General features: G+C 61.3%; 9 protein-coding genes. All 9 read left to right on the top strand.

The window, feature by feature from the left end; all coding sequences use genetic code 11:
* The first annotated feature begins 46 nt into the window (after positions 1-46).
* The 9 genes from O3303_RS02115 to O3303_RS02075 all read left to right on the top strand — a co-directional run bounded on the left by O3303_RS02115 (position 47) and on the right by O3303_RS02075 (position 11749).
* Positions 47-835 (top strand): polysaccharide biosynthesis/export family protein, encoded by a 789-nt coding sequence (locus O3303_RS02115; protein ID WP_269560417.1) that lies wholly within the window; start codon positions 47-49, stop codon positions 833-835.
* A 136-nt stretch (positions 836-971) separates the two neighbouring features.
* Positions 972-3365 carry a GumC family protein gene (locus O3303_RS02110; RefSeq protein WP_269560416.1) on the top strand — a complete coding sequence of 798 codons (2394 nt, stop codon included), beginning with the start codon at positions 972-974 and terminating at the stop codon, positions 3363-3365.
* A 101-nt stretch (positions 3366-3466) separates the two neighbouring features.
* Entirely contained in the window at positions 3467-4555 is a 1089-nt protein-coding gene (locus O3303_RS02105) for a hypothetical protein (protein WP_269560415.1), read from the top strand.
* Between the two features lie 93 nt (positions 4556-4648).
* Positions 4649-6184, top strand: a complete 1536-nt coding sequence (locus O3303_RS02100) for a lipopolysaccharide biosynthesis protein (protein WP_269560414.1) — start codon at positions 4649-4651, stop codon at positions 6182-6184.
* A gap of 107 nt (positions 6185-6291) precedes the next feature.
* A complete protein-coding gene (locus tag O3303_RS02095; protein ID WP_269560413.1) occupies positions 6292-7530 on the top strand; it encodes a glycosyltransferase family 4 protein in 1239 nt (412 codons plus the stop codon).
* Positions 7527-8849, top strand: coding sequence for an O-antigen ligase family protein (locus O3303_RS02090; RefSeq protein WP_269560412.1), 1323 nt, complete (start codon positions 7527-7529; stop codon positions 8847-8849). Before O3303_RS02095 ends, O3303_RS02090 begins: the two co-directional genes overlap by 4 nt.
* Before the next feature lie 3 nt (positions 8850-8852).
* Positions 8853-9821, top strand: coding sequence for a nucleotide-diphospho-sugar transferase (locus tag O3303_RS02085; protein ID WP_269560411.1), 969 nt, complete (start codon positions 8853-8855; stop codon positions 9819-9821).
* A gap of 39 nt (positions 9822-9860) precedes the next feature.
* Complete coding sequence (locus tag O3303_RS02080; RefSeq protein ID WP_269560410.1) at positions 9861-10859, top strand: glycosyltransferase family 2 protein; 999 nt, start codon at positions 9861-9863, stop codon at positions 10857-10859.
* A gap of 50 nt (positions 10860-10909) precedes the next feature.
* Positions 10910-11749 carry a glycosyltransferase family 2 protein gene (locus O3303_RS02075; RefSeq protein WP_269560409.1) on the top strand — a complete coding sequence of 280 codons (840 nt, stop codon included), beginning with the start codon at positions 10910-10912 and terminating at the stop codon, positions 11747-11749.
* Positions 11750-12107: the final 358 nt, after the last annotated feature.

Here is a 12107-nt window from a genome sequence, read left to right as displayed (position 1 = left end):
GTCTTTTCTTACTCTATTGCTTCTCTCCTATTACGTTCTGCCAACCATGCCGTATTCCGCCGTTTCGTCTGCTGTCCGCTTGGTGCTGTTGGGTGTGTTGTTGCTGAGTTCTTCCCTGGTTTCGTGCGTTCCTACGCGTGATGTCAGCTATTTGCAGGGCTCCTATTCGGCGCAGCCCACAGTAGTGGCCAACCAGCCCGCCGAGTACCTGATTATGCCTAATGATGTGCTGTACATTAAGGTGCAGAGCGCGCAGCCAGAGCTAACCAAGGCTTTCAACCTGCATGAAAACGAGTTGGTATTCAACCAGTCAGACCCTGGCTCGCTTTACATCAACGGTTACGTGGTAGATAAGGATGGCGCTATCATGGTCCCAACGGTGGGCCTGGTGAAAGTGCGTGGTCTGACCTTGGGCGCAGCGCAAGAAACCGTGCAGAAGGCCATAGCTACTTACGTGCGCAACGCCACGGTGGTATTGCGGCTGGTGAGTTTCCGGGTAACGGTGCTGGGCGAGGTGAAGTCGCCGGGACGCTTCACCATTTTCAACGACCGGGCCACGGTACTGGAGGCCCTGGGCCTGGCCGGCGACCTGACGCCACTTGGTAACCGACGCAACGTGAAGCTGATCCGCCAGACCCGCGAAGGCTCACAGGTGATGCTGCTTGACCTCACACGCCCTGAGCTACTTAGCTCGCCCTACTACTATCTACTGCCCAACGATGCCCTGTACGTGGAACCGGTGAAAGCCCTCACGCAACGCGGCAACTCCGTGAACATAGGGCTGCTGTTCTCCGGCCTCGGCACAGCAGCACTCCTGTACGGACTCTTTCGATAAGCCGCGACATAATTATGTTAATAAATCGTTTTTTATTATAACTATAGTAAATTAAGCCATCTGGCTATTTCTCACGAGGCTACCCAGCCTCTGCCCGGCTCTGTGCCAGGAAACTTCTCGCTTTTCCTCTGCTACTATGGCTACCCATCAAACTCCTTCCACGGCCGACGAGCTGAACCTGAGCAATATACTGTTCAAGCTCCGGTCGCGCTGGTACTACTTTGTGGCTTCGCTGGCCTTGGCGCTGGCAGCCGCATTTTTCCTGGCCCAGCTGATGCCGGTGCGCTACGGCTTCAAATCGACGCTGATGCTGTCTGACCGCGCCACCGGCTCGCGCCACGCCCAAGACCTGCTCACGACCGACAACAAGGAGCACGAAACCAAAACCGAGGATCAAATAGGACTGCTGACCTCGGCCGGCCTGGTGAACCAGGCGCTCCGCAGCCTGGACTTTGGGGTGAGCTACCACACGGTGCCCGAGGTGTGGGTAAATGCGTTGCGCCCTCTCAAAACCCAGGAAATATACGGGGCCGAGGTTCCAATTCGGGTGCTGATAGACAGTGCTGTGCCACAGGCAATTGGGGTGCGGTACTTTGTAGAGACGCTGCCTGATGGCCGGCTGCGGGTGCAGGCCGAAGGCAAGCAGGTGCCGGTCGTTCAGTATCAAACAGGCGCAATGCTGAATACAGTACCGGAGTTCAGCTTCGAGCGGACGGTGAACCCGGGCGAAACAGTACAGGGGCCTTATTCGCGCTTCCGCATTGAGGGCAGCACGGTGGCACTGGGAGGGCAGAAATTCTATTTTGTGCTTCACTCCCTGCCCGAACTCACGGACACATACCGGAGCGGCCTTATCGTGAAACCGATTGAGCGCTATTCGCGCGTGCTGAACCTTACCACAAAAGGCAGTGTGCCCGCCAAAGAACTGCGGTTTCTGGACGCCCTGATGCACACTTACATCACCAACGACCTCGACGACAAAAACAAGGACGGCCGCACGGCCCTGTCGTTCATCGACTCCCAGCTGGGCAAAGTCGGGGATTCGCTACGCCGCGCCGAATCGGCCGTAGCTTCGTTCCGGGGGCAGCGGGGCCTGGTGGACGCTACGCAGCAAGCCACTTCCGATCTGCAGATGCGCAGCCAGCTGGAAAACGAACGGTCCAGAGCCATGAACGCACGCCTGGCCTACATGAACGTGCTGAGCTACCTGCGGGCCTCCCCCGACGGCGACGCTGTCAGCTCGGCTACCGGCCTGGGGGTGGAAGACCCAGTGCTCAACAGCCAGATTATGGAGCTGGCCCAACTCAATAGCCAAAAGGCCGGGCTGGCAGTGGAAGCCTCCGACGGCAACCCCGTAGTGCAGGCGCTGAACAACAAGATCCAGAGCCGACGGGCGGCGCTGCTACGCAACCTCACCAACCTAGTCCGGTCTTCGGAGGCGTCGCTGCGTAGCTACGACCAGCGGCTGGGCGCCGTGCGCAGCAGCATCAGCCAGCTGCCGGAAAATGAGCGCCAGCTGGCGTTACTGCGCAGCCAGGCCGACATCAACGACAAGAACTACACCTTCCTGCTGCAGAAAAAGACGGAGGCCGCCGTAACCCTGGCCACCAACACCAGCGACAAGAAAGTGGTGGACCAGGCCGCCTTGGAAAGCAACGACCCATTGCCGCCCCTACCTGCGCAGCTCTACCTGATTGCGCTGGTGCTGGGCCTCATGATACCAGCCGGCTTTATTCTGCTCCGCGACCGGGCCGACCAGACCGTGCAGACCGTCGACCAGATCAGGAGCGTCACGAGCGTGCCGTTTCTAGGGCTGATTGCCGACGCCGGCAAATCGACCAAGCTGGTGCGCCACGAAATGCCCAAATCGGCCGTAACGGAGTCGTTCCGGACGGTACGCATCAACCTGCAGTACGTGAGTGGCGGCACGAGGCAAAAGGTCATCGGCTTTACTTCCGCAGTTTCGGGGGAAGGCAAAACGTTCTGCTGCGCCAACCTGACCGCCGAGCTGGCCTTATCGGGCAAGCGCACGGTGCTGATTGAAACAGACCTGCGCAAACCTACCATGAGCGGCTACTTTGGGTTTCCGCCGCAGCGGCCGGGGCTGTCGGCGTATCTGCGGGGCGAAATCTCGCTGGCCGAAGCCATGCAGCAGGCCGACCACATCCCGAACCTGGACGTGCTGGCCGCTGGCCCCATCCCGGACGATGCCATGGCACTGCTGGAAAACCCGCGCTTCGGCGCGCTGATCGAGCTGCTCAAGCAGGAATACGATTACGTGATTCTGGATGCGCCGCCAGTGGGCCTGGTATCGGAATACCATATTCTGCGGCAGTACATCGACGTATCGGTGTTTGTGGTGCGCCACCGCTACACGCAGCGCACCAGCCTGCAACACCTGCAGGAACTGGCCGACAGTGCCCACCCCGGCACCCCGGCCGGCCAGGTGTACGTGCTGCTCAACAACGTGAATTTCCACGACACCTACGAGTATCACTACAAGAGCCAAGCGGCCTACTACTCGGTGTAAGCCAGCGCGCACGGCAACTTCCGGGGCACGAGGCCTCATAAAGCGCCGGCCAGATTCAAGTGGCCGCCTCATCAATTTCCTGCCCTTCTACCTTCAGCCTCATGGCCATCGTAACAAGCCTTTGCGTGGACACTGCCGATACTCCGGCCTCGGTGTATCCGCAACTCCTTGATGTGGGCGCACAGCAGCGGCGGCGGGTATACTGGCAGTGTACGGCCGTATTTTTTGCCACTTCAGTGCGCTGTAATGCAGGCATTTCGCACCTGTTTTATACCAATGATGAAGCGCCCGCCTGCTGGGGTGGCGTTGATTACCGGGCTTTTCTGGACCAGCTGGGAGTACAGATCCGGCAGTTGCCGTTCGCAGAGTTTTGCCCGCCCCCGTCATTTGGCACCGAGTTTCGCAACGCCTTCTACAAGCTGGAGGTGCTGCGTGAGATGGCCCGGCCCGGGGCCGCCGCCGGAAGCATCCTACTCGACTCCGACTGCGTCTGGACGCGGCCGGCGCCGGCGCTGCTGGAGCTGATCAGGCAGCCGGGAACGCTGCTTCTGCTTGATGCTGAACCCGACACCGGCCCCGACACCAAAGTACACGGCCTGAGCCGCCGCGACATCGGCAACCTGTACCGGCAACTCGACCCCAGCTATCCGGTAGCAGTGCCGCTACACTACGGCGGCGAACTGCTGGGTGGCAGCCGCCAACGCCTGGCTGAGGTAGCAGCAGAACTGCAGACGTTCTGGGAAACGGTCGTGCGCGAATATCCTACGGCCGCGCCGCGCTTTGCCAGCGGCCGCAGCCTTTTCGATGGCGACGAATACCTGACCAGCTTCGTGTATAACCGCCTCGCCCAACCAGGCATCGACGCCAGTCCCTTTATCCGGCGTATCTGGACTTCCTACCGCAAGACCGACGTGCGCGCCACCGATCTACAGCTGCCTATCTGGCATTTGCCCAACGAAAAAAACCAGGGTTTGCCCATTTTGTGTCGTCGGGTTCTGGACCCACACAGCGCATTCTGGCGCACGCCTCCCGCCGAGCTGCCTTCGTACCTGGGCCGCTTTCTGGGCATTCCGCAGCCACTATGGCACCCGCAGCGCCTGCTGATATTGGCCCGAAAGCTCCCTCGCTTACTGGTGTTGCTGCGGCGGCAACTTTCGCCGAAGCCCCGCCTGACGCTTAGCCCTAGCTAGCTGCATAGCTCTGGCCCCCTGTTTCTCCTTGTGTCGTCTGCCGCTCCTGCCAACTGCTTTTCTACTGCGCAGCCCGTTGCTTTTGCTTCTGCTATGCCTGCTGTTTCCACTTCTGCCATTCCGGCCAGCACCGTTCGCGGACTGCGCTGGAGCCTGATTGCCACCGGCCTGATTGCCGTGCTGCAATTCATCTATTCGGGTATCATGTCGCGCCTGCTTTCCCCGGCTGATTTTGGGCTGATGGGCATGGCGATGGTTATCATCAGCTTTGGGGGCTACTTTGCCCAAATGGGACTGGAGCAGGCCCTCATCCAGCGCGCCACGCTGGAGCCGGTGCATATCCGGGCCACTTCCACCGTGGCTATCGGGCTGGGGATATTGGTAACCAGTCTGATGTGGGGCCTGGCGCCCCTGGCCGTGCTGCTTTTCAAAGAGCCCGGCGTGGTGAACGTGCTACGGGGCATGTCGCTGACGTTTGTAGTAAACAGCCTTGGGGCCACCTCCCAAAGCCTGTTGCGCCGCCGTATGGCCTTCGATCTGCTGGCCCGCATAGAGTTGGGGGCATTTCTGGTCGGCTACGGCCTGGTGGGGCTGAGCATGGCCTGGGCCGGCTGGGGCATCTGGAGCCTGGTGGGGGCCACGCTCGCCAACCTGCTGGTGAAGGCGGTGGCCGCCTGGCTTTGCGTGCGCCACAGCCTGCGCCCGCCAGTGCGCTGGGCGCACTATCAGCCACTGGTCAATTTCGGGGGCGCCGTGTCGGTGGTGAGCTTGCTGGAATACTTCGGCGCCAACCTCGACCGGCTCAGCATCGGGCGGCTGCTGGGCACCTACACGCTTGGCCTCTACAACCGCACGTTCTTTCTGGTGCAGTTGCCGCTCTACCAGTTCACTGACAGCATCTCGCGGGTGATGCTGCCTTCCTACAGTAGCCTGCAGCATGACCTCCCACGCCTGCGCCCGCTCTACCTCACTTCGCTCAGCCTTTCAGCCTGGGTGATGCTGCCGATGGCGGCCGGCATGGCCACGGCCGCCGAGCCGCTGGTACGGGTGGTGCTGGGGCCGCAGTGGGGCGCCGCCGTACCGTTGCTGGGGCCGCTGGCCCTGATGGTAGGCGCCCATCTGCTCACCATCTACAGCGGCTCACTGTGCGAATCATTGGGCAAACTGCGCTTCAAGGTGTGGGTACAGTTGGGCTTTATTGCCGGCCTGAGTGCCGGCCTGCTGATAGCGGCGCCTTACGGTTTGCGGGCCATGGTCCTGACGGTGCTGCTGGCTGAGCTACTGCGCCATGCCACGTACCAGTTTGCCATCCACCGCTACCTCCATATTCCGGTGGCCGACCTGTGGGGGGCTTACTGGCCGGCACTGTGTACGGCTGTGGTACTGGCCGTAGTGCTGGGCACCGCGCAAACCGCCCTGGCCCGCCTGCAGGTAGGTTCGCTAGCGCAGCTGCTGTTGCTGATGGCGCTGGGCGTGGTAGCGCTGCTGGGCCAATTAGGCATGCCCTGGAACCGCATCGTACGGCTCTCGCTCTACCGCGAGCTGGAAGCCCACCTCAGCGCCGGCCAGTTGCGCAACCGGTTGCTGGCGCTGCTAAATCCTACCCCCGCAGTGGCTGGCAGCGAATAACAAACTCCATCAGTAAATATCTGACAAATAACATATTATCACCCATATACCAACGTAACCTGTCGTTCTGCTGCTAGTCGTCTCTTCCCTTCAGTTGCTTTTTCAGTATGAAAATCGGCATAGCTACCCCCATTGACATTGAAGTGCTGAGTCCGCACCTGGACCTGGCGGCCGGCACCATGCTGCCGCAGGGCCTGGGCGGCAGCGCTACTACGCCGCTGGTGCAGGGGCTGCTGGCGGCCGGCCACACGGTGTCGGTGTACACGCTGGGCCGCAACATTCCGGAGCCGGTGGTACTGCGCGGCCCGCGCCTGACCGTGTACGTGGGCAACTTCCGCGCCCGCGCCCGGCAGCGCTGCCCCGACCTATTTGCGGCGGAAGCCGCCGTAATCCGCCAGTTTATCGACCTCGACGAGCCCGACATCGTGCACGCGCACTGGGGCTACGAATTTGCCCGCGGCGCGCTGGCCAGCGGCCGGCCGCACCTCATCACCCTCCACGACAACCCCTGGAATGTGCTGCGCTACCAGCCCGATCTGTACCGGGTGGTACGACTGCTGCTCAAGCTTTGGGTGCTACGTCGGGGCCGGCACTTCACGGCCGTGTCACCGTATCTGGCCGGAGCGCTACGTAGCAGCACACGCGAGCTGGCGGTGGTACCAAATGCCGTGCTGCCGGCCGTGGGGGGAGTGCGAGCCTTCCCAACGGAAAAGCGGCGGCGCATTATCTCCATACTAACTGGCTGGTCGGAGCTGAAGAACGCAGCTACGGCACTGCAGGCTTTCCAGCAGGTGCGGCAGCAGCTGGGCGAGGGCACCGAATACTGGCTGTTCGGCCCTGACTACGGCCCCGGCGAAACGGCCCAGAAGTGGGCCCAGGCGCAGGGCCTGGCCGCCGGCGTGCATTTCGCCGGCCTTCTCGACCATGAGTCTCTGCTGCGCCGGCTGCCTGAGTTTGATGTGCTGCTGCACCCTTCGCGCGAAGAGTCGTTTGGGATGACGCTGGTGGAAGCTATGCAGGCCGGCTTGCCAGTAATAGGCGGCAGCCACTCCGGAGCCGTGCCCTGGGTGCTGGAACATGGCCAATGCGGCCTGCTCGTCGACATCAATTCGCCGGCTGCTATTGCGGGTGCGCTGGTAGAGCTGTTTACGCAGCCAGCCCACTACACGGAGCTCAGTGTCCGCGGGGTAAGCCGGGTGGCAGCCCACTTCTCCCAGGCCGCCGTGACGGCCGCCTACGAACGCCTCTACCGCCAAGTGCTTGGTTCACGTCTTGCTTCTCCTCCTGAATTAGCTTGGCCGCTGCCGCTAGAAATCCGTGCCACCGCCAGCTACCCGCTCCCATGAAAATCAATCTGCGCTATTTCTACATTGCCGGGATACTGGTGTTGCTGCTCTCCGATCCGCTGTTCTCAGACCTAATCACTGGTCATGCTCCGGAAGAGGATCTGGGGGGGCATCCGGCCTATACGTTCACGCTGGTATACACCCGCCTGTTTGCCTTCTTCTGCGTGGCACTAAGTGTGTTTTATTACCACTATCTGCGCGGCCTGGCCCGGGGTATATTTTGGGCGACTACGGCAGCGGTTGCTTTGCTGGCTATCGAGTCCTATTGGTTTTACGACACGCCGATGGTGTACCCGCACGTCTTCCAGAAGCTGCTGGTTTTGTTCACCATTCCGGCATTCTACGGGCTCTATGCCCGCGTAGGGCGCATCACGCTGGCTGATGTTGTTTCGCTGATCTGGGTGGCGCTAGTGCTGAATCTGATTCTGGTCAGCTCCGACGCATTGAACGTAGGTGCCTTTCTGGCCCACAACCGCGGGTTGTATGCCTCATCGGTGTATTTGCTGATGCTACCGCTGCTCTACCATTTCAACGAGTATCTGGCGGGCCGACAGTCGCGGCACTTGGCGCTGTTTTTTGTGGCGGCGTTTGCCATTTTCTTCTTTCAGCACCGCACCGTGTGGGTTACCTCCGCCTTAGCGCTGGTCCTGAATATGGGGTTGATAGCACGGGCGACGCCGCGCCGGCTGGGTGGCGGGGCACTGCCGCTGCTGCTGGGCATCCCGCTGCTGCTGGTGTCGTTGGCCGCGTCCTTCGTTATCGTGTCATACCCGGAGGTGCTCGATAAGCTGGTTGCCAACTTATCGGACATCGAGAACCACAGCACGCAGGGAACCGGCTCGTGGCGGCTGCTGCAGTTTGAATCGTACTGGCCGTTTGTAGAGGAGAACCCGCTGCTGGGGATGCGGCTGGCGGGCTTCGAGCTGCCCGTGCAGTTCTACAATCCGGAGAGCCACACCACTTTCTTTGAGGATGGGCACGGCCACAACCTGCACAGCTTCTACCTCGAAATCCCCTTCTATTTCGGGGCGGTGGGGATGCTGCTGTTTCTGCTGCCTCAGCTCATGCTGGCGCTGCAACTGGTCCGGCGGGCGCCCACCTCGCCCGAGGCGCTTTCCTGGACAGTGCTCATCGTCACGAGCCTAGTGTACGCCTACTCCTACTGCCTGCCCTCCTTTTTCTTCGGGTTCATCGGGTACGGGCTACTCCGCATCCGGCAGCTGACACCCGAGCCGCTGGCCCCGCCAATACTGGCTCGGCCCGGGCGGCCGGCGCCGGTGCCGGCGGCCGCCAGCAGTGCAATGCCTTATCCTGTCTGAGCTATGCCAACCACTTCCGCTCCTGCTTTTGGTGATTCCGGGGTGCCGGCCGCGCCGCCCCGCGCCGCCGTACTGTTCATCGTCTTCAACCGGCCCGACGTGACGCTGCGGGTGCTGGAGGCCATCCGGGCCGCACGGCCGCCACGCCTATACATAGCCGCCGACGGCCCTCGCCCCGGCCGTCCCGCCGAGGCTGCCATCTGCGCCACACTGCGCCAGCAGGTGCTGGCCGCCATCGATTGGCCCTGTACCGTCGAAGCCCTGTTCCGGGAAGAGAATCTGGGGTGCCGCCGGGCCGTTAGCGGAGCCATCAGCTGGTTTTTTGAGCACGAGGAGTGCGGCATTATCCTCGAAGACGACTGCCTGCCGCACGCCAGCTTCTTCCCATACTGCGAGGATGCGCTCCAGCACTACGCCCACGATACCCGCGTGCTGCACATCAGCGGCAGCAACCTGCTGCGCGGCTGGACCCGCGACCCAGACTACTCCTATTTTTTCTCACAGTATGTAGGCATCTGGGGCTGGGCCACCTGGCGCCGGGCCTGGCAACTCTATGATGTGGCCTCGCCGCAGCTGCCCGAGCTGGAGCGCAAGAGTTACTTCTGGCGCCGCTTTTTCCATAGTCTAGAGCAGCGCATGGCCCTGCAGCCGCTTTGGGCCACCCACAATGGCCAGCTCGACACCTGGGACTATCAGTGGGCCTTCACCCTGCTCAGCCAGTCGGGACTGAGTGTCACGCCGGGCGTAAACCTGATCAGCAACATTGGGTTTGGGGGCCAGGCCACGCACACCCACAACGTAGGGCACCCCTGGGCCAATCTGGCTACCAAACCTATGCCGCTGCCGCTGCGGCATCCGGCCTTCATGATGCGCGACACGCTTTCTGACTACCGGCAATGGCGCTCCACCCTCCGCGACAAGGCCGTTGCGCGGGTGCGCCAGCTGGCCGCCGTTTTTTCCGTGACGCTTTAAAGTTCCCAACCTCTTTTTCTACCGTCTACTCTCTGCGCTATGGCTGCTCTTCAACTCTCCATCATCGTCCCTACCTACAACCGCCTGCCCGACCTGCAGCGCGTGCTGGGGCAACTGCAGCGCATGTCGCGCCCGCCGGGCCTGAGCCTGGAAATCCTGGTCAGCGATAACTCCACCGAAGACGATACCCAAGAGTGGTTTGCGCACGAGCAGCCGGCCGGCATGGTCTACCACCGCAATGCCCGCAATCTGGGCCAATACAACAACTGCAATCTGGCCATTCGCCGGGCGCAGGGCGAGTGGGTGCAGATTCTGCACGATGATGACGAAATCACGCCCGACTATCTGCACGCACTGCAGCCCTACCTCACCGACCCTGGCTTGGTGCTGGTAACGGGCCGCAGCATCTTTGTGGGCACCAATGCCACCGAGGTGCAGCAGCAGCACGACCTGCGCCTGCAGCAGTTGAAGTTCAGCTACCCGGCGCGGTTCAACGGCCGCCAGCTCTTTACGCAGACGCTGCAATTGGGCTGTCCGTTTATTATTTCTCATTCCCTCATGCGCCGCGAGGCCGTGCTGGCGGCCGGCAGCTTCAAGGAGCAGCTACGCTACACCGGCGACTTCGACCTATGGCTGCGCATGATGATGCGCGGCGACTTCCAGGTGGCAGATGCTGTGATGGGCAACTACCACCTGCACCCCGGCAACCAGATTTCTACCCGCACCACGCGCTGGGCCATGTACACGGAGAGCTACTGCCACGCCCTCTACTATCTGGCACCCCTGCAGCACTACGACCCCGCCGGAGCCGCCGCCTTCCGCCAGACCCTCTCCCGGGAAGTACCCAAGCTGCGCTTCATTTCCGGGCAGCTGCTGCACAACCCCAGCCTGAGCCGGCGCCTCGATACGTTGCTGCAGCGCCATCAGCTGCTGCCCCGCACTACTCCCGCTTCGCTGCCCTATATGCTGCTCAATGCGCTGCCTGCCGACCTGGGCGGCCAACTCTATCGGGGCCTGATGAAGGCCATGCCAGCCTGATCAGGAGAGCCACGCTTCGTTCATTTTTCGCTGTTTTCAGGCTGTGCACCATGCTCTACATCGTCATTCCGGTTTTCAACCGCCTCGCATACACCCGGGCCTGTCTTGATTCGCTGCGGCAGCAGACGGACCGGAACTTCCATACGGTTGTCGTGGACGACGGCTCCACCGACGACACCGCCGCCGTTCTTGCCGCCGACTATCCGGAGGTAACGGTGCTGCCGGGTACTGGCTCCCTGTTCTGGACCGCCGGTGTGAACCTGGGCCTGCGCCATGCCCTCGACCAGAGTGCCAGCTGGCTGATGACCATGAACAACGACGTGCTGGCGTATCCCGACTTTGTAGCTCGAATGATGCAGGCAGCCAATAGCCGCCCACCGGCCCTGTACGGAGCGTTTGAGCTGGATGCCCGCACGCAGGACCCCATTTACGCCGGCGGCTGGCTGAACTGGCGCACCGGCAGTTTCCGGCGCCTACTCGACGAAGTGCCGGCCGAGCAACGCCAAGGCCAGCTCCCTACCGAGTACCTGCCCGGCCGGGGGCTGCTTATTCCACGGGTGGTGTTTGAGCGCATCGGGCTGTTTGCCGCGGAGCTGCTGCCGCACTACTACGCCGACTACGACTTCACCCACCAAGCACGGCTGGCCGGATTTGAGGTCTACCTGAACTTCGATGCCCGTCTGGGCACCTACCCCGACGAAAGCGGCGACCAGCAAAACCGGCAGAAGCGGACGCTGCGCAATTATTATCAGCACCTGTTCAGTATCCGGGGCGGGGCCAACCTGCGGGACTTTACGCTGTTTGCGCGCCGCAACTGCCCTCCGCGCGATTTGCCGCTTTGCCTGCTAACCGGCTACTCTCGCCGGCTGGTCGGCTATTTTCTGAGATAAGCCACGGCATGATTTTGCCCGCTACTGGCCTGTTTGCCCACTCTACGTGGCGAGCAGGCCAATAGCTTTTAGAGCCCGCTCAGATACCATACGCGCAGCCTGAGCACAACAAAAAGCCAGTATTCACTTTCATTCTCAAGCATTTACTCTGCTGACTGGCTGATTTATGTACATTATTTTGGCCTAATGACCGAGGCAATTGGCTGTGAAGCAGAAGTTGAACCCGGAAATAGCTGACGACAATCTTTCCCAGCAATAATTCAACCCTGCATGAGCTTGTCCCTGAAATTCCTATTCGGCAAAAAAATACTTCAACTATCACCGCGTTATAGTTCAATTATAGTAAAGACAACGACTA

The organism is Hymenobacter canadensis (assembly GCF_027359925.1).
In the GTDB taxonomy this organism is placed as follows: domain Bacteria; phylum Bacteroidota; class Bacteroidia; order Cytophagales; family Hymenobacteraceae; genus Hymenobacter; species Hymenobacter canadensis.
This window is presented reverse-complemented; position numbering and strand designations above follow the sequence as displayed.

Coding starts and splice junctions, on each gene's coding strand:
- O3303_RS02115 (WP_269560417.1), top strand. CDS start 47: ATGCCGTATTCCGCCGTTTCGTCTGCTGTCCGCTTGGTGCTGTTGGGT.
- O3303_RS02110 (WP_269560416.1), top strand. CDS start 972: ATGGCTACCCATCAAACTCCTTCCACGGCCGACGAGCTGAACCTGAGC.
- O3303_RS02105 (WP_269560415.1), top strand. CDS start 3,467: ATGGCCATCGTAACAAGCCTTTGCGTGGACACTGCCGATACTCCGGCC.
- O3303_RS02100 (WP_269560414.1), top strand. CDS start 4,649: ATGCCTGCTGTTTCCACTTCTGCCATTCCGGCCAGCACCGTTCGCGGA.
- O3303_RS02095 (WP_269560413.1), top strand. CDS start 6,292: ATGAAAATCGGCATAGCTACCCCCATTGACATTGAAGTGCTGAGTCCG.
- O3303_RS02090 (WP_269560412.1), top strand. CDS start 7,527: ATGAAAATCAATCTGCGCTATTTCTACATTGCCGGGATACTGGTGTTG.
- O3303_RS02085 (WP_269560411.1), top strand. CDS start 8,853: ATGCCAACCACTTCCGCTCCTGCTTTTGGTGATTCCGGGGTGCCGGCC.
- O3303_RS02080 (WP_269560410.1), top strand. CDS start 9,861: ATGGCTGCTCTTCAACTCTCCATCATCGTCCCTACCTACAACCGCCTG.
- O3303_RS02075 (WP_269560409.1), top strand. CDS start 10,910: ATGCTCTACATCGTCATTCCGGTTTTCAACCGCCTCGCATACACCCGG.